This window comes from Streptomyces sp. SID14515, from assembly GCF_010548505.1.
In the GTDB taxonomy this organism is placed as follows: domain Bacteria; phylum Actinomycetota; class Actinomycetes; order Streptomycetales; family Streptomycetaceae; genus Streptomyces; species Streptomyces caviscabies.
Genome location: NZ_JAAGMH010000016.1, coordinates 179,149 through 196,083 on the forward strand (window position 1 = coordinate 179,149; position 16,935 = coordinate 196,083).

General features: G+C 72.3%; 14 protein-coding genes and 1 pseudogene. 7 read left to right on the forward strand and 8 right to left on the reverse strand.

What is annotated here, in order from left to right; all coding sequences use genetic code 11:
* Positions 1 to 89: 89 nt before the first annotated feature.
* The gene (locus G3I54_RS02995) at positions 90 to 986 is read right to left on the reverse strand and encodes a LysR substrate-binding domain-containing protein (RefSeq protein WP_164610767.1); all 897 of its coding nucleotides are present in this window, start codon (positions 984 to 986) and stop codon (positions 90 to 92) included.
* A gap of 96 nt (positions 987 to 1,082) precedes the next feature.
* On the opposite strand from G3I54_RS02995, the gene G3I54_RS03000 reads away from it, so the two are divergent.
* The 3 genes from G3I54_RS03000 to G3I54_RS03010 are packed head-to-tail and all read left to right on the forward strand — an operon-like array spanning position 1,083 to position 4,481.
* The gene (locus tag G3I54_RS03000; RefSeq protein WP_164610777.1) at positions 1,083 to 1,787 is read left to right on the forward strand and encodes a succinate dehydrogenase; all 705 of its coding nucleotides are present in this window, start codon (positions 1,083 to 1,085) and stop codon (positions 1,785 to 1,787) included.
* A gap of 1 nt (position 1,788) precedes the next feature.
* Positions 1,789 to 3,738 carry a fumarate reductase/succinate dehydrogenase flavoprotein subunit gene (locus tag G3I54_RS03005; RefSeq protein WP_164610779.1) on the forward strand — a complete coding sequence of 650 codons (1,950 nt, stop codon included), beginning with the start codon at positions 1,789 to 1,791 and terminating at the stop codon, positions 3,736 to 3,738.
* On the forward strand, positions 3,735 to 4,481 hold the full coding sequence (locus G3I54_RS03010; protein ID WP_103509153.1) for a succinate dehydrogenase/fumarate reductase iron-sulfur subunit: 747 nt from the start codon (positions 3,735 to 3,737) through the stop codon (positions 4,479 to 4,481). The genes G3I54_RS03005 and G3I54_RS03010 overlap by 4 nt, the downstream gene beginning before the upstream one ends.
* A 75-nt stretch (positions 4,482 to 4,556) precedes the next feature.
* Here G3I54_RS03010 and uvrA read toward each other — a convergent pair whose 3' ends face one another.
* Positions 4,557 to 6,980 (reverse strand): excinuclease ABC subunit UvrA, encoded by a 2,424-nt coding sequence (gene uvrA, locus G3I54_RS03015; RefSeq protein ID WP_164610781.1) that lies wholly within the window; start codon positions 6,978 to 6,980, stop codon positions 4,557 to 4,559.
* 102 nt (positions 6,981 to 7,082) lie between these two features.
* Positions 7,083 to 8,090, reverse strand: a complete 1,008-nt coding sequence (locus G3I54_RS03020; RefSeq protein ID WP_164610783.1) for an MsnO8 family LLM class oxidoreductase — start codon at positions 8,088 to 8,090, stop codon at positions 7,083 to 7,085.
* 58 nt (positions 8,091 to 8,148) lie between these two features.
* Here G3I54_RS03020 and G3I54_RS03025 point away from each other — a divergent pair, with 58 nt between their 5' ends.
* Positions 8,149 to 8,637, forward strand: a complete 489-nt coding sequence (locus G3I54_RS03025) for a hypothetical protein (RefSeq protein WP_164610785.1) — start codon at positions 8,149 to 8,151, stop codon at positions 8,635 to 8,637.
* A gap of 18 nt (positions 8,638 to 8,655) precedes the next feature.
* Here G3I54_RS03025 and G3I54_RS03030 read toward each other — a convergent pair whose 3' ends face one another.
* Complete coding sequence (locus tag G3I54_RS03030) at positions 8,656 to 8,871, reverse strand: dodecin (protein WP_103509157.1); 216 nt, start codon at positions 8,869 to 8,871, stop codon at positions 8,656 to 8,658.
* Between the two features lie 203 nt (positions 8,872 to 9,074).
* On the opposite strand from G3I54_RS03030, the gene G3I54_RS03035 reads away from it, so the two are divergent.
* The 3 genes from G3I54_RS03035 (at position 9,075) to G3I54_RS03045 (ending at position 12,358) form a co-directional block, all read left to right on the forward strand.
* Positions 9,075 to 10,331 carry an extracellular solute-binding protein gene (locus tag G3I54_RS03035; RefSeq protein WP_164610787.1) on the forward strand — a complete coding sequence of 419 codons (1,257 nt, stop codon included), beginning with the start codon at positions 9,075 to 9,077 and terminating at the stop codon, positions 10,329 to 10,331.
* Between the two features lie 228 nt (positions 10,332 to 10,559).
* Positions 10,560 to 11,450 (forward strand): GNAT family N-acyltransferase, encoded by an 891-nt coding sequence (locus G3I54_RS03040; RefSeq protein ID WP_164610789.1) that lies wholly within the window; start codon positions 10,560 to 10,562, stop codon positions 11,448 to 11,450.
* Complete coding sequence (locus tag G3I54_RS03045; protein WP_164610791.1) at positions 11,447 to 12,358, forward strand: lysophospholipid acyltransferase family protein; 912 nt, start codon at positions 11,447 to 11,449, stop codon at positions 12,356 to 12,358. The genes G3I54_RS03040 and G3I54_RS03045 overlap by 4 nt, the downstream gene beginning before the upstream one ends.
* On the opposite strand, the gene egtD is transcribed toward G3I54_RS03045, so the two are convergent.
* The 4 genes and pseudogenes from egtD to egtA form a co-directional block, all read right to left on the reverse strand.
* Positions 12,301 to 13,263, reverse strand: a complete 963-nt coding sequence (gene egtD / locus G3I54_RS03050) for an L-histidine N(alpha)-methyltransferase (RefSeq protein WP_164610793.1) — start codon at positions 13,261 to 13,263, stop codon at positions 12,301 to 12,303. The two genes, G3I54_RS03045 and egtD, sit on opposite strands and share 58 nt — an antisense overlap.
* Positions 13,260 to 14,015, reverse strand: coding sequence for an ergothioneine biosynthesis protein EgtC (gene egtC, locus G3I54_RS03055; protein WP_164610795.1), 756 nt, complete (start codon positions 14,013 to 14,015; stop codon positions 13,260 to 13,262). Before egtC ends, egtD begins: the two co-directional genes overlap by 4 nt.
* Entirely contained in the window at positions 14,015 to 15,424 is a 1,410-nt protein-coding gene (gene egtB, locus G3I54_RS03060; protein ID WP_203685429.1) for an ergothioneine biosynthesis protein EgtB, read from the reverse strand. The genes egtC and egtB overlap by 1 nt, the downstream gene beginning before the upstream one ends.
* A 173-nt stretch (positions 15,425 to 15,597) precedes the next feature.
* A pseudogene (egtA, locus tag G3I54_RS03065) lies at positions 15,598 to 16,860 on the reverse strand (ergothioneine biosynthesis glutamate--cysteine ligase EgtA); the annotation flags it as partial.
* Positions 16,861 to 16,935: the final 75 nt, after the last annotated feature.

Here is a 16,935-nt window from a genome sequence, read left to right on the forward strand (position 1 = left end):
CGGGGACAGGCCGCCCGGGCAGGCCGCGTCCGACCGTCCGCCCGGCGGGCTTTCCGCACGACAGGCCGCGTACCCGGCCCGTCGCCCGGTCAGTCCGGGGCGGGGCCGTGCTCCAGCAGCATCCGCTGGAGTTCGCGCGCGGCCCGGGGCGGAGCCACATCGCTGCGGTGCGCCAGCGCGATCGTGCGCCGCAGCCCGGCTCCGGCCAGCGGGGTCCTGCGCAGGTCGGGGCCCGCACGCCGGGCGGCCATGCTCGGCACCACGGCGATGCCGAGCCCCGCCCGTACGAAACCGAGCACCGCGTCCATCTCGCCGCCCTCGATGGTGAACGAGGGCTCGAAGCCCTCCGCGCGGCACGCGGCGAGCGTCAGCTCCCGCAGGTTGTACCCGTGCCGGAACATCACCAGCGGCGCCCCCTCCAGATCCGCGATCCGGACCCGGCCACCGCGTCCCGGCGCCGGCTCCGCCGCCGAGGACACCACCACCAGGTCCTCGTGCAGCAGCTCCACCGTGGTCAGCGCGGGGGAGGCGGCAGGCAGCGGCAGCACCACCAGCGCCAGGTCCAGAGCCCCGCGCGCCAGCTGACGCACGAGGTCGTGCGAGCCGCCCTCCTCCAGCAGCAGCCGCACCCCCGGATGCCGGTCGTGGAAGGCGCGCAGCACATCCGGCAGCAGCCCGGTGCACAGGCTCGGCGTCGCCCCCAGCCGCACCCGGCCGCTGCGCAGCGATACCAGCTCCTGGACCTCCTGCCGCGCCGTCTCCGCGTCCGCGAGGATCCGCCGGGCCAGCGGCAGCAGCGCCTCGCCCGCGTCGGTCAGGGCGATGTTGCCCCGGGCCCGGCTGAACAGATCCGCGCCCAACTCCGCCTCCAGCGCCCGGATCTGCTGGGAGAGCGAGGGCTGCGAGACATGCACCGCCTCGGCGGCCCGGGTGAAGTGCCGGGCCTCGGCGACGGCCACGAAGTAGGTGAGCTGTTGGAAGTGCACAGTCCGACGATAACCTCCGTCGATAGCCAATGGCTATGGAGATCAGCTGGTCCATGTCTTGGACTGATCGGACCCTGCGCCCCTACCGTCAGGTCCATGGCATTGGCAACGCGGACGGACCGACGGCCGTCGATGACGCGTACGCTCTGGGACTCGACCGTCGGCAAGAAAACGATCATGGCCGTGAGCGGTCTGATCATGCTCGGGTATCTCGTCGCCCACATGGTGGGGAACCTGAAGATCTTCTTCGGACCCGGCGAGTTCGACGGTTACGCCCACTGGCTGCGCACCATGGGCGAACCGATCCTGCACTACGAGTGGGCGCTGTGGATCGTCCGGGTGGGGCTGGTCGCCGCCGTCGTGCTGCACGGCGTCTCCGCGTACCAGCTGAGCCGCCGCGACATCAAGGCGCGCCCGGCCAAGTACGTCCACAAGAAGCCACGGGCCAGCTACGCCACCCGGACCATGCGCTGGGGCGGGATCATCCTCGCGCTCTTCATCGTCTGGCACATCCTCGACCTGACGACCGGCACCGTCCACACCAGCTTCGAGGCCGGACATCCCTACCAGAACGTCATCGACACCTTCTCGACCTGGTACGGCAACGTCATCTACATCGTCGCGGTGCTCGCCATGGGCCTGCACGTCCAGCACGGCTTCTGGAGCGCCGCGCAGACCCTGGGCGTCGGCAACGCGACCCGCGACCGCGTCCTGAAGACCCTCGCCAACCTCCTCGCGGCAGTGCTGACCGTGGGCTTCGTCTCCGTACCCGTCGCCGTCATGACCGGAGTGGTGAGCTGACATGCCCGACTACACGCAGTACCGCACGGGCGAGCCCGCCGTCGACACCAAGGCCCCCGAAGGTCCCGTCGCCGAACGCTGGGACACCCGCCGCTTCCAAGCGAAACTCGTGAACCCCGCCAACCGGCGCAAACACACCGTCATCGTCGTCGGCACCGGACTGGCCGGCGGCGCGGCCGGCGCCACCCTCGCCGAACAGGGCTACCACGTCGTCCAGTTCTGCTTCCAGGACTCGCCCCGGCGCGCCCACTCGGTGGCCGCCCAGGGCGGCATCAACGCCGCGAAGAACTACCGCAACGACGGCGACTCCATCCACCGGCTGTTCTACGACACCGTCAAGGGCGGCGACTTCCGCGCCCGGGAGTCCAACGTTCACCGGCTCGCCCAGATCTCCGTCGAGATCATCGACCAGTGCGTCGCCCAGGGCGTGCCCTTCGCCCGTGAGTACGGCGGCCTCCTCGACAACCGCTCCTTCGGCGGCGTCCAGGTCTCCCGTACGTTCTACGCGCGCGGCCAGACCGGACAGCAGCTCCTCCTCGGCGCGTACCAGGCGCTGTCCCGGCAGATCGCCACGGGCGGCGTCGAACTCCACGCCCGTACCGAGATGCTGGACCTGATCGTGGTCGACGGAAAGGCGCGCGGCATCGTCGCCCGCGACCTGGTCACCGGGAAGATCGACACCTACTTCGCCGACGCGGTCGTCCTGGCCACCGGCGGCTACGGCAACGTCTTCTACCTGTCGACCAACGCCATGAACTCCAACGCCACCGCGATCTGGCGGGCCCACCGGCGCGGCGCGTACTTCGCCAACCCCTGCTTCACCCAGATCCACCCCACCTGCATCCCGCGCACCGGCGACCACCAGTCCAAGCTGACGCTGATGAGCGAGTCGCTGCGCAACGACGGCCGCATCTGGGTCCCCAAGGCCAAGGGCGACACCCGCCCCGCCAACCAGATCCCCGAGGACGAGCGCGACTACTACCTGGAGCGCATCTACCCCGCCTTCGGGAATCTGGTGCCCCGCGACATCGCCTCCCGCGCCGCGAAGAACGTCTGCGACGAGGGGCGCGGCGTCGGCCCCGGCGGACAGGGCGTCTACCTGGACTTCGCCGAGGCCATCGGCCGGATGGGCCGCAAGGCCGTCGAAGCCAAGTACGGCAACCTCTTCGACATGTACCAGCGGATCACCGACGAGGACCCGTACACGGTCCCGATGCGGATCTACCCCGCTGTGCACTACACGATGGGCGGCCTCTGGGTCGACTACGACCTCCAGACCACCATCCCGGGCCTCTTCGCCATCGGCGAGGCCAACTTCTCCGACCACGGGGCCAACCGGCTCGGGGCCTCCGCCCTGATGCAGGGGCTCGCCGACGGCTACTTCGTCCTGCCCTCCACGATCAACGACTACCTCGCCCGCAATCCGCACACCGAGAACGTCGACGCCGAACACCCCGCCGTCGCCGAGGTGGTGGCCGAGACCGAGGACCGCATCAACCTGCTGCTCTCCGTCGACGGCGACCGCACCCCCGACTCCTTCCACCGCGAGATCGGTGAACTCATGTGGGAGTACTGCGGAATGGCCCGCACCGAGGACGGCCTGCGCAAGGCGCTCGCCAAGATCCCGGAGATCCGCGAGGAGTTCTGGCGGCGCATCAAGGTCCCCGGCACCGGAGAACAATTCAACCAGTCGCTGGAGAAGGCGAATCGCATCGTCGACTACCTGGAGCTCGCCGAGCTCATGTGCCTCGACGCCCTGCACCGCGCCGAATCCTGCGGCGGCCACTTCCGCGAGGAGTCCCAGACCCCGGACGGCGAGGCCGAGCGGCGCGACGAGGAGTTCTCCTACGCCGCCGCCTGGGAGTTCACCGTCACCGGCGGCGCCCCCGTCCTGCACAAGGAAGACCTCGTCTTCGAGTACGTCCACCCCACCCAGCGGAGCTACGCATGAAGCTCACCCTGCGCGTCTGGCGTCAGCGCAACGCCGAAGAGCCCGGCGCCATGGCCACCTACGAAGTCGACAACATCTCCGCCGACATGTCGTTCCTGGAGATGCTCGACACCCTCAACGAGGAACTCACCCTCGCCGGGGACGAGCCCGTCGCCTTCGACCACGACTGCCGCGAGGGCATCTGCGGCGCGTGCAGCCTCGTCATCAACGGCGACGCCCACGGCCCGGAGCGCACCACCACCTGCCAGCTCCACATGCGGTCCTTCGCCGACGGCGACACGATCGACATCGAGCCCTGGCGCGCCTCCGCCTTCCCGGTCATCAAGGACCTGGTCGTGGACCGCTCCTCGTTCGACCGGATCATCCAGTCCGGCGGCTACATCTCCGCCCCCACCGGCACCGCCCCGGACGCCCACGCCACCCCGGTGCCCAAGCCGGACGCCGACTTCGCCTTCGAGCACGCCGAGTGCATCGGCTGCGGAGCCTGCGTCGCCGCCTGCCCCAACGGCTCGGCGATGCTGTTCACCTCGGCGAAGGTCAACCACCTCAACGTCCTGCCGCAGGGCGCCCCCGAACGCGAGACCCGCGTCCTGGACATGGTGGCCCAGATGGACGACGAGGGCTTCGGCGGCTGCACCCTGACCGGCGAGTGCGCCACGGCCTGCCCCAAGGGCATTCCACTGCCCTCGATCGCCGCGATGAACAAGGAGTGGCTGCGGGCGACCCGTAAAGTCCGCCGCTGACCGAGGAGTTGATCCCGTACGGCTCCGAACTCCCGGGAGCCGTACGGGATCAGCGGCGTACGATCCCGCGTACGGTCAGCGCCGCAGCGCCTTGGCCAGATACGGCGCCGTACGGCTTCCGGCGGCACGCGCCACCTCCGCCGGGGCGCCGGTCGCCACGATCCGCCCGCCCCGGTCCCCGCCCTCGGGCCCCAGGTCGATGACATGGTCCGCGCCCGCCACCACGGCCATGTCGTGCTCCACGACCACCACGGTGCTCCCGCCGTCGACCAGCGCGTGCAACTGCCGCATCAGCACCTGCACATCGGCCGGATGCAGCCCCGTCGTCGGCTCGTCCAGCAGGTACAGCGTGTGTCCGCGCCGGGTGCGCTGGAGCTCGGCCGCCAGCTTGATGCGCTGGGCCTCACCGCCGGACAGCTCCGTGGCGGGCTGGCCGAGCCGCAGATAGCCGAGCCCGACGTCCAGCAGGGTGGTCAGGGCACGCTCGGCGGCCGGCGTGCCGGCAAAGAAGGAGGCCGCCGACTCCACGGTCAGATCCAGGACCTGAGCGATCGTCAGCCCGTCGAGGGTGACTTCCAGCGTCTCCGGGTTGTAGCGCGCGCCGTGGCAGTCCGGGCAGGGCGCGTAGGTGCTCGGCAGGAACAGCAGCTCCACCGAGACGAAGCCCTCGCCCTGACAGGTCTCGCACCGCCCGCCCGTCACATTGAACGAGAACCGCCCCGCCGTGTACCCCCGCTCCCGTGCGGTGTCCGTCTGCGCGAAGAGCTTCCGCACGGCGTCGAACAGGCCGGTGTACGTGGCCAGATTGGACCGGGGCGTACGGCCGATGGGCTTCTGGTCGACCTGGACGAGCCGGTCCACCGCCTCCAGACCGGTGGCCGCCGCGCAGTACCGCTCTCCCGCCCCGGCCTCCTCGCCGGCCTGCCGGTCCGCCAGCACCCCGGCGAGCACCTGGCCGACCAGGGTCGACTTGCCCGAGCCGGACACCCCGGTCACCGCCGTGAACACCCCGAGGGGGAACGCCGCGTCGACGCCCCGCACATTGTGCCGTTCCACGCCGCTGAGCCGGAGCCACCCGGACGGCGTACGCGCCTCGCGCACCGGCCCGGCGTCCTGGCCGACCTCCGGGAACAGGAAGCGGCGCGTCGCCGACTCCGGAACCTGGGCGAGCCCTTCCGGCGGCCCGCTGTGCAGCACCCGCCCGCCGTGCTCCCCGGCCAGCGGGCCCACGTCCACCAGCCAGTCCGCCCGCCGCACCACGTCCATCTGGTGCTCCACCACGAAGACCGAGTTCCCGGCCTCCTTCAACCGGCCCAGCACCCCGAGCAGCGCCTCGGTGTCCGCCGGGTGCAGCCCGGCCGACGGCTCGTCCAGAACATAGACGACGCCGAACAGCCCCGACCGCAACTGCGTTGCCAGCCGCAGCCGTTGCAGCTCACCGGAGGACAGCGTCGGGGCCGTCCGGTCCAGGCTCAGATAGCCGAGCCCCAGCTCCGTCACCGTCGCGATCCGCGCCAGCAGATCGCCCGTCAGCACCCGCGCCGTCTCCTCGCCGCCCGCCCCCGCCCCGGACAGCACCTCGGCCAGCGCGGACAGCGGCAGCCCGGCCAGCTCCGCGATGGTCCGCCCGGCGAAGGTCACCGCCATCGCCTCGGGCCGCAGCCGGCTCCCGCCGCACACCGGACACGGGGCACTGGTCAGGAAACGCTCCGCCTTCGCCCGCAGGGACCGGCTCTTGGTGTCCGCGAAGGTGTGCAGCACATAGCGCCGCGCGCTCATGTACGTACCCTGATAAGGGCGTTGGATCCGGCCCGCGTCCCGCACCGGATGCACCGTCACCACCGGCTGCTCGTCGGTGAACAGGATCCACTCCCGGTCCTTCGGATCCAGCTCGCGCCACGGCCGGTCGACGTCGTAGCCCAGCGCGTCCAGCACATCGCGGAGGTTCTTGCCCTGCCAGGCCCCCGGCCACGCGGCGATCGCCCCGTCCCGGATCGACAGCGAGGGGTCCGGGACCAGCAGTTCCTCGTCCGTCCGATGGATCCGCCCCAGCCCGTGACACTCCGGGCACGCGCCGACGGCGGTGTTGGGGGAGAAGGCGTCGGAGTCCAGCCGCTCGGCCCCCGGCGGATAGTCCCCGGCCCGGGAGAAGAGCATGCGCAGCGAGTTGGAGAGCGTGGTGACCGTCCCGACGGACGACCGGGCGCCCGGGGCGGAGCGCCGCTGCTCCAGCGAGACGGCGGGCGGCAGCCCGGTGATCTCCCCGACGGCCGGCGCGCCCACCTGATGGATCAGCCGCCGTGCGTACGGGGCGACGGACTCGAAGTAGCGGCGCTGGGCCTCGGCGTAGATGGTCCCGAAGGCCAGTGAGGACTTCCCCGACCCCGACACGCCAGTGAAGACGGTCAGGGTGTCGCGCGGGATGTCGACCCGTACGTCCTTGAGGTTGTGCTCGCGGGCGCCGCGCACGCGGACGTACGGATCGTGGGGGGAGGGCATGGGGCTCGGCTCCGTACGGGTGGGGTTCTGACGCCTTGGGACAAACAGTTCGATTCTAGGCGTCGGCGCCGACGGCGGCCGCCCGGGACCGGGCGGCGTGCCTCACCCGGTGCGGGTGATCCGGGCGAGCCGCCGCAGCGAGTCCACCAGTGCCTCACGGTCGTAGGTGCTGGTGGTGACGAGCACCTCGTCCGCCCCGGTCTCCGCGATCGCCTTCTCCAACTGCTCGGCCACCCGGTCCTCGGTGCCGTGGATGTGGCCGTCGAGCCCCTGCTCGTACAGCCTGCGCTCCTTGGGCGTCATGGTGAGGGCCTCGACGCGCTCGGCCGGGGCCAGCGGCGGAAAGTCCCCGTGCGTGCGGGAGTACGCCATGGCCCAGGCCTCCGGTACGAGCAGTCGGCGGGCCGCCTCCTCGGTGCCGGCGACGGCCACCGTGCCCGAGACGATCACCTCGGGCCGCTCGGCGCGGGCGGAGGGGCGGAAGTCGCGGCGGTAGACCTCGATGGCCCGCAACACCTTCTCCCGGCCGCGCAGATCGCCGATGACGAGCGGGAGCCCGGCGGCCGCGGCGACGGCCGCGCCCTCCCCGATGGCCAGGACGTACGCGGGGATGTGCAGGCCCTCCGCCGGATGGGCGTGCACCCGGGGGTGGGCCTGCTGGGTGCCGTCGATCCAGCCGAGCAGTTCGGTGAGCCGTCCGGGGAAGTCCTCGGCGTCCTCCTTGCCGTGGCCGAGCGCTCGGCGGACGCCGTCGGTGAACCCCACGGAGCGGCCGAGCCCCATGTCGATCCGGCCGGGGAAGAGCGAGGCGAGCACCCCGAACTGCTCGGCGACGACCAGCGGCCGGTGGTTGGGCAGCATCACCCCGCCGGTGCCGACCCGGATGGTGGAGGTCGCGGCGGCGACGGCGGCCGCCAGCACCGTCGGCGCGGACCCCGCGACCCCCGGCACGCCGTGGTGCTCGGAGACCCAGAAGCGGTGGAAACCGAGCGCCTCCGCCTGCCGGGCCAGGTCGACGGTGTCGCGCAGCGCCCTGGGCGCGTCGTACCCCTCACGGGTGCGGGAGCGGTCCAGGACGGAGAAACGGGTCGAGGCGATCACAGAGCTCACGCTCTGTTCAACGCGCTCGTTCCGCAGGGATTCCCGAGGCGCTTCCTAAGCTGGGGGAGTGAACGACGACGCACGGCCGCTGGCCGTTTTCGACCTGGACGGCACCCTCGCCGACACCGCCCACCGGCAGCACTTCCTGGAGGGCGCGAAGCGCGACTGGGCCGGCTTCTTCGCCGCGGCCGCGGCCGACCCGCCGCTCCCGGAGGGCGTACGGATGGTGCTCGCGAGCGCCGAGGAGTGCGAGATCGTCTATCTGACCGGCCGGCCCGAGCGGTGCCGTCGTGACACCGTGCGCTGGCTGAGCCGTCAGGGGCTGCCCGAGGGCACGCTGTTCATGCGGCGCGACGACGACCGGCGCCCCGCGCGCCGGACGAAGCTGGACATCCTCCGGCGGCTGGGGCGGACGGGGCAGGTGCGCATGCTCGTGGACGACGACGAGTTGGTCTGCGATGCGGCCGAAGTGGCCGGATTCACCGTGGTGCGGGCCCGCTGGGCCGACCCGTCGGAGGCGCTGAAGGACGCGCAGGAACGCGAGGGGCGTACCTGATCAGGCCGATCGGGCTGATCAGGTGCTTTCGTCGAGCCTGAAGCCCACCTTCAGGCCGACCTGATAGTGCGCGATTCGGCCATCTTCGATATGACCGCGAACTTGATTAATCTCGAACCAATCGAGATTGTGCAACGTTTCCGCGGCTCTTGCGACGCCGTTCCGGATCGCCGCGTCGATGCCCTCCTCGGAGGTTCCTACGATCTCGGTGACCCGATAGGTGTGGTTCGCCATTGTTTGTCTCCTCTCCAGTGACCACGTTGCCCCAATCCGTGATGTCCCGCGAGGGGGCGGGTGGGGCGAATCGGGACGAGCACCCGCCTTGACCTACTGATTGGTCCATACCAAAATTCAGCCAACCACCCGTGCGAGCGCCGCCCGCAATCCCCCCACACCGGGTCCCGATTTCGTCGTGCCGTTTCGCAGAAGGTGACCACGTGAAGAACCGCATACTGGCCGGAGCCATCGCGCTTGTCTCAACCGTCGCACTCGGCGGATGCGGCTACATATCGGGCTCGGGCAGCGGTGACCGCACGGTGACGATCTGGCTGATGAAGGACAGCGTCTCGCCCGGTTTCCTGGACAAGTTCACCCGCTCGTACGAGGAGGAGAACCCCTCGATCGAGCTGGACTTCAAGATCCAGGAGTGGAGCGGCATCGGCCCCAAGGTCATCTCCGCGCTGGAGGGCGACGACGCCCCGGACGTGATCGAGGTCGGAAACACGCAGGTCGCGCAGTACGCGGAGAGCGGCGGCCTGCGCGATCTGACCCTGGAGTCGATGCGCGACCTGGGCAGCGAGGACTGGCTGCCCGGTCTGGCCCAGCCCGGCAGCATCAACGGTGTGCAGTACGGCATCCCCTGGTACGCGGCCAACCGGGTGGTGATCTACAACAAGGACATCTTCGAGAAGGCGGGCATCGACTCCGTCCCGAAGACGCGCGCCGAGTGGATCGCCGCCACCGAGAAGCTCAACAGCGCGGGGAACCAAGGCATTTATCTGGCCGGACAGAACTGGTACGTGCTCGCCGGATTCATCTGGGACGAGGGCGGCGAGCTCGCCGACGAGAACGGCGGCGACTGGCAGGGCGCCCTGGACACTCCGGAGGCCCTGGCGGGCATGGAGTTCTACCAGAAACTCCAGGCGCTCGGCGGCGGCCCGACGGACGCCGACGAGGAGAAGCCCCCGCAGACCGACGTATTCGCCAAGGGCGATGTCGCGCAGATCATCTCGGTACCGGGCAGCGCCGCGCTCATCGAGCAGAAGAATCCCGAACTCAAGGGAAAACTCGGCTACTTCCCCATTCCCGGCAAGACCGCGAAAGCCCCCGGCTCGGTATTCACCGGCGGATCCGACCTCATCGTCCCGAAGAACGCCGACGAGCGCAGCGCCGGAATCGCCGTCGTCAAGGCGCTGGCGAGCGAGAAGTGGCAGACGGAGCTCGCCCGGGGCATGAGCTACGTGCCCAACAAGCCGAGCCTCGCCCATGTCATCGAGGGCGACGAGGGCACCGCGGCGATGGCGGAAGGCGCCACCCGGGGCCGGGCCACCCCCAACTCGTCCCAGTGGGCCAGGGTCGAGGCGGAGAACCCGATCAAGCCCTACATGACGGCTGTGCTGGAGGGCGGCGACCCGGCCCGTGAGGCCAAGGCCGCCTCCGAGCGGATCACCGCCATGCTCACCGGCAGCGGCTGACCCCTGCCGGACGGCGAGCCGCGGGCACGGCTTCTCCCTGCGTACCGCGTCCCGGTGCACGCCACCCCCGGAGTGGCGGCGGCCCTGGGGATTCAGCCGTCGCACATCCCCGCTCCCCACAGCGGTCACGTCGAATCCAGCCGGTGACGGAAGAAGTAAGGGGCCGGGCCGTCGCACTTCCGCGACGACCCGGCAGCGACCCTGCCGCTTCCGTCACCGGAGACCGCCATGACCGTGCTGCCCGTCGCCCCGCTCCCCACCTCCGCCCCCGCCACCGCATCCGTTCCGGCTCCCGCCGCCACCGCATCCGTTCCGGCTCCCGCCGCCCCCGCATCGGTTCCGGCCCCCGCCCGCTCCGCGGCCCCCGGCCCGGTCGGCGCCCAGGAACCGGCCTATCGGGTCTCGCTCGCCACCTGCCAGGAAGACATACGCGCGGCCCAGCGCCTGCGCCACCTGGTCTTCGCCGGGGAGCTCGGAGCCCGCCTGGAGGGGCCCGAACCCGGCCTGGACAGCGACGCGTTCGACGCGTACTGCGACCACCTGCTGGTCCGCGAGACCGCCACCGGGGACGTCGTCGCCACCTACCGGCTGCTGCCGCCGGACCGGGCCCGGGCCGCCGGACGCCTCTACGCGGAGAGCGAGTTCGACCTCACCCGGCTCGCCCCGATCCGCGACGACCTCGTCGAGGTCGGCCGCTCCTGCGTCCACCCCGCCCACCGCGACGGCGCGGTCATCGCCCTCGTCTGGGCCGGACTCGCCCGCTACATGGAGCGCACCGGCCACACCTGGATCGCGGGCTGCTGCTCCCTCCCGCTGGCCGACGGCGGCGCGCAGGCCGCCCGCAGCTGGAACACCGTACGCGCGGGACACCTCGCGCCCCAGGAGTACTGGGTCACCCCGCACCGCCTCTGGGACTCCTCCGCGCACGGCCCGGAAGCCGGCTCCCGGGCGGACCTCCCGCCCCTGCTGCGCGGCTACCTCCGGCTCGGCGCCCAGATCTGCGGAGCCCCCGCGTACGACCCCGACTTCGACGTCGCCGACCTGTACGTCCTGCTCTCGCTGCGCCGCACGGACCCGCGCTACCTGCGCCACTTCCTCTCCCTGGCCCCACTGCGATGAGCACCTGGCTGCCCGTCGCCCCGTGCACCCCGGACGGCTGCGCCCGGCACACCGGAGCCGTCCGCGCCCCGCTGCCCGCCGCGCTCCTGCTGCTGACCGGCTGCACCCTGGTCCTGCTGGGGGTGGCCTGCGTCCCGCTGGTCCGGCTGCTCGGGACCTCCCGCCGGGAACGGCTGGTACGGCGCTGGGCGCACGCGGTTCCCCGGGCCTTCGGTGTACGCGTCACGGTCCGGCGGCACGCGCCGGAACCCGCCACCGGCGGCGGGCTCGTCGTCGCCAACCACATCTCCTGGCTCGACGTCCCGCTGATCGCCTCCGTACTGCCCGGCCGGATGCTCGCCAAGCGCGAGATCCGGCGCTGGCCCCTGCTCGGCCCCCTCGCCGCGCTCGGCGGCACCCTGTTCATCGACCGCGACCGGCTGCGCGCCCTGCCCGCCGCCGTACGGACCGTCGCGACGGCCCTGCGCTCCGGCTCCCGGGTCGTGGTCTTCCCCGAGGGCAGCACCTGGTGCGGACGGGGCGGCGGCGCGTTCCGGCCCGCCGTGTTCCAGGCGGCGATCGACGCCGGCGCGACGGTCCGGCCGGTCCGCATCGCCTACCGCACCCTCCATCCCGCCGCCGGAGCGCCGGAGCCGGCCACCGACGCGTCGGGGCAGGCCGCCGGAGCCGTGGCGTTCGTCGGGGACGATCCGCTCGCCGCCTCGCTCTGGCGCGTGGTGCGGGCGGCCGGGCTCACCGCCCGGGTCGACGTCCTCGCGCCGGTCCCCGTACACGGCGAGGACGACCGCCGCACCCTGGCCCGCAGGGCACGAGCGGCCGTCCTCGGACCCGGAGATCCCCTCCGGCCCCGTCAGACCGCCGTGGCCAGCGACAGGGCGAACCGCCCCGCCGCATCCGTCCACCACTGAGCCAGCCGCATACCGGCGGCGGCCAACTCCTCGCGGACGTCCTCCTGACGGAACTTCGCCGACACCTCCGTACGCAGCTCCTCACCGGCCTCGAACGGCACCACGAGGTCCAGCTCCCGGATCTTGACGCTCAGCGCCCGCCGGGCCCGCAGCCGCATCTCGATCCACCGTTCCGCCGGGTTCCACACCGCGCGGTGCTCGAACTCGGCGAGCGGGAAATCGGCCCCCAACTCACGGTTGACGACGTTCAGGACGTTCTTGTTGAAGGCCGCCGTCACGCCCGCCGCGTCGTCGTACGCGGCCACCAGCGTCTCCTCCTCCTTCACCAGATCCGTGCCCAGCAACAGCGCGTCCCCGGGCGAGAGCAGCGAGCGCACCGACCGGAGGAACGCCGCCCGCTCCTCCGGCAGCAAATTGCCGATCGTGCCGCCCAGGAACACCACAAGACGCGGCCCCGGCGTCCCCGGCAGCGCCAGCCCGCCGGTGAAGTCCGCGATCAGCGCGTGGACGGACAGCTCGGGGCGCTCGGCGAGCAGCGACTCGGCCGCCCCGGTCAGCGCGCTCTCGCTCACGTCCACCGGGACGTAGCTGTGCAACTCCGGTAGGGCGTCCAGCAGATGGCGGGTCTTCTCGGACGAGCCCGAGCCCAGCTCGATCACGGTCCGGGCCCCCGAAGCCGCCGCGATCTCCTCGGCGCGCGCCTCCAGGATCTCCCGTTCCGCGCGGGTCGGGTAGTACTCCGGCAGCCGGGTGATCTCCTCGAACAGCTCGCTGCCGCGGGCGTCGTAGAACCACTTCGGCGGCAGCGTCTTGGGGTGCCGGGTCAGGCCGCTGAGGACGTCGGCGCGCAGCGCCGCGTCCGTCGCGTCCACCGGCAGGGTGCGGGTCAGCAGGAAGGGACTCACGCGGTGGGCTCCTTGAGCGGGGTGAGCAGGACGTCCGAGGCGGTCGCGACCAGCAGGGTGCGGTCGGGGACCTCGCGCCAGAGCGGGTCGTCGTCGTAGGGCTCCGAGGCGACCGCGGTGCGGCGGCCCGGAGTGGTGCGATACCAGAGGGTGTCGCCCCAGGCGGTCGCCGTGATCGTCTCCCCGTCGGTGAGGAGCAGATTCAGCCGGGAGCCGGGCGCGGCGGCCGCGACCTCGCGGACGGTCTCCGCGACGGCTTGCGGCGCATCGTCCCCGGCGTCGGTCCGGTGCCGGATCAGCGCCCAGACCAGCGCCGAGTCGTTCCGGGCGGCCAGCGACAGGAGCTTCTCGGCGGGCAGGGCGGCGGCGAGCGGGCCGAGCGAACCCGGCCAGCCCTTCACCGCCCCGTTGTGGCTGAACAGCAGCCGCCCGGCGGCGTACGGCGCGGCTGCGGCCTCCCCGTCCGCACCCGCCTCGGTGGCGTCCCGTACGGCGGCGAGCAGCGCGGTGCTGCGGACCACCCGGGCCAGATCGGCGAAGGTCTCGTCGCCCCAGACGGGGCCCTGACGGCGGTAGCGTCCGGGCACCGGGTCGCCGTCCGCGTACCAACCGACGCCGAAACCGTCCGCGTTGACCGTGCCGTAGCGCTGGCGGCGCGGCTCCCAGGACTGCCGCACCAAGGAGTGCGAGGGCTTCAGCAGAAGCTCGCCGAGCGCCACCGGCTCGCCCACATAGGCGATATGACGGCACATCAGGCATCCCTCGCCGTGCGGAATCCGGAGAAGATCTGCCGCCGCACCGGAAGGTCCCAGTTGCGGAACGTACCCCGGCAGGCGACCCGGTCCACGGCGAACGAGCCGCCGCGCAGCACCTTGTGCCCGGGCCCGAAGAAGACCTCCGAGTACTCACGGTAGGGAAACGCCACGAACCCCGGATAGGGCAGGAAGTCGCTGGCGGTCCACTCCCATACATCGCCGATCAACTGCCCCGCCCCGGAAGGCGACCGGCCTCCCGGATACGCCCCGGCCCGCGCCGGACGCAGATGGCGCTGCCCCAGATTGGCCCGCTCCGGCGTCGGGTCCTCGTCGCCCCATGGATAGCGCCGGGAGCGGCCGGAGACCGGATCGTGCCGGGCGGCCTTCTCCCACTCGCTCTCCGTGGGCAGCCGCCGCCCCGCCCAACGGGCGTACGCGTCGGCCTCGTACCAGCTGACGTGGAGCACCGGCTCGTCGTCCGGCACCGGCTCGGTCACCCCGAACCGCCGGCGCAGCCACTGCCCCGCCTCCCGCCGCCAGAACAGCGGCGCTTCCAGGTCGTGTTCCCGGACCATGGCCCAGCCCTCGGGAGCCCACCAACGGGCGTCCCCGTACCCGCCGTCCTCGATGAAACGGCGGTACGCGCCACAGGTGACCGGCGAGGTGTCCAGGTGGAACGCGGCCACCTCGCGCCGGTGCGCGGGCCGTTCGTTGTCCAGGGCCCATGGCTCGGCGGAGGTTCCCATCATGAACGGGCCGCCGGGGACCAGGACTTCGTCCGCCAGCGCCTCGGAGTCATCGGGCGCGGGCGGGGCGGGGGCGGCGAGCGCCGCCGGACCCGACCGCAGCTGATGAGTGATCAGCATCGTCTCGTCGTGCTGCTGTTCGTGCTGGGCGATCATCCCGAAGGCGAACCCGGCCCGCTCCAGCGGGCGGCCGCCCTCGTGCAGCGGTGCGCTCTCCAACAGGTCCAGCGCCCGCCCCCGTACGTCTGAGGCGTACGTCCGTGCCTCGGCGGGGGCCAGCAGCGGCAGGGCGGGTCGTGAGGCGCGGGAGTGCTCGAAGGCGTTGTAGAGCCCGTCGATCTCCGGGCGCAGCGCCTCCCGGCCGCCGACGGCGCGCAGCAGCCACTGCTCCTCCTGGTTGCCGATGTGCGCCAGGTCCCAGACCAGCGGCGACATCAACGGGGAGTGCTGGGCGGTCAGTTCGCCGTCGTCGACACTGTCGGTGAGCAGGGCGGTGCGGTCGCGCGCGGTCAGCAGCGCGTCGAGGGCACGTCGCCGCAGGTCCTCGGGATCGACACCGGGCGTGACGGGGAAGCCGGTGGCGGCGGGGCCGGAGGCCTGCGCCGGATCGAAAGCGTCGGAAAGCTCGCGGCGCTCGACGTCTTCACGGTGCTCGGTCATGCGGAGGCCGCCTTTCCGGGATGCGGCGGGAGCGCCGGCCGGCCGGGGAGCAGTCCCTCGTGGGCGCTCGCGGTCCGCCCGGGCGGACCGGCCGGCGCGTCGGGGCCGGGCGTCGGGCCCGTACCGGTCAGCAGGCCCCGGTCGGTCAGCAGGCTCAGGTCGGTGAGGGCGCCCGGTTCGGGCAGGTCGTCGGCCGGACATCGGCCCCGGGCGACATAGCGGTCGGTGAAGGCGGCCACGGTGTCGCGCACCGCCTGGCTCGCGCCCATCCGCTCCAGCGCCGGAAGCGCCGCCCCGAAGCAGACGGTGGCCGCGGTCCGCAGCTCCGGGTCGGCGAGGCCCTCACGGGCGGCCGCCGTCCACAGCGGATTGCGCGGGGCGGCCGGTGCGCCCGCCGTCTCGGCCAGCGGCTTCACGGTGCGGTACACGGTCTCGGCGGCCTCCGGGTCGTCGAACAGGGCCGTGGCGACGGCGAGCGGCACCAGCCACCCGTCGGGCCCGCTCTGCGCGTCGATCATGCGCAGCTCCAGATGGCCACGCGGCCGGATCGGCGGGAACAGCGTGGTGAGGTGGTAGTCGAGATCCGCCTGCACGGGAGGACGCGGCGACCCGGTGCGGATCCACTCGCGGAAGGTGAGCCCCTCCGGCACGTCCCAGGGGCCGTCCTCGCACCGGATGCACAGCACGGACGTGTCCAGCACATGCGCGGCCCAGGCCTCGCGCGGGGCGCGCCCGGAGCCCGGCGCCAGGGTCCGGCCCGGGTCGAGGTCCGCCCACAGCGACTGCCGGGTGGAGCGCCAGCCGGTCCGGCGGCCCCGCTGGAACGGCGAATTCGCGAACGCCGCCACCAGCACCGCGCCCAGCAGGTGCGCGAGCTGCCAGCGCCGTCCGTAACCGAGCGGCCCCGGCTCCTCCTCGCCCGCGTCCAGGCAGACCTGGACCGACGCGGAGGTGCACATCATCGCCCGCCCGGCCGGCCCCGCGCGGTCCAGCGCGGCCTCCATCGCGTCGTAACGGGGCTCCCGCAGCCTGCGGCGCGGCGACTGCCACGGGTCGACGCCGAGACCGACCGGCGCGAGCCCGGCCGTGCCCAGCGAGGCACGGACCGCCGCCAGATCGGCCGCGGTCGTCTCGACGCACTCCATCAGCGAGCCGGCCGGCTGTGAACTGAGCTCCAGCTGGCCGCCCGGCTCGAAGGTCAGCGCGGCGCTCAGCGGCAGCGCGCGGACCGTTTCGACAGCGCTGTCGAGGCGCTCCTGGCCGACCGGAAGGTGCGGATGTTCCCGGTCGTGGATGAGCCATTCGAGTTCCACCCCGACGGTTCGGGGAGGACCCGTCTTGAAACATATGCCGCGCAGTAAATCCTCTGCCCCGCTCTCGTCGAGAGGGGCGGCGTCCGGGCGCGAGCCGGTTGCGCCGGGAATGTCCAAGCCCATGAGGGCCTCCTTCGCAGCTGCGTACCTACCAGCCAAACCCGTACCCGGAGATCGCACAAGGGTGCCCCCGGGCCA

Bases quoted from the DNA above. Each gene is read 5' to 3' on its own strand.
- G3I54_RS03030 (WP_103509157.1), bottom strand. From the start codon at position 8,871: ATGGCGAACCACACCTATCGGGTCACCGAGATCGTAGGAACCTCCGAG.
- G3I54_RS03045 (WP_164610791.1), top strand. From the start codon at position 11,447: ATGAGCACCTGGCTGCCCGTCGCCCCGTGCACCCCGGACGGCTGCGCC.
- egtB (WP_203685429.1), bottom strand. From the start codon at position 15,424: ATGACCGAGCACCGTGAAGACGTCGAGCGCCGCGAGCTTTCCGACGCT.
- G3I54_RS03000 (WP_164610777.1), top strand. From the start codon at position 1,083: ATGGCATTGGCAACGCGGACGGACCGACGGCCGTCGATGACGCGTACG.
- egtC (WP_164610795.1), bottom strand. From the start codon at position 14,015: ATGTGCCGTCATATCGCCTATGTGGGCGAGCCGGTGGCGCTCGGCGAG.
- G3I54_RS03010 (WP_103509153.1), top strand. From the start codon at position 3,735: ATGAAGCTCACCCTGCGCGTCTGGCGTCAGCGCAACGCCGAAGAGCCC.
- G3I54_RS03040 (WP_164610789.1), top strand. From the start codon at position 10,560: ATGACCGTGCTGCCCGTCGCCCCGCTCCCCACCTCCGCCCCCGCCACC.
- G3I54_RS03005 (WP_164610779.1), top strand. From the start codon at position 1,789: ATGCCCGACTACACGCAGTACCGCACGGGCGAGCCCGCCGTCGACACC.
- uvrA (WP_164610781.1), bottom strand. From the start codon at position 6,980: ATGCCCTCCCCCCACGATCCGTACGTCCGCGTGCGCGGCGCCCGCGAG.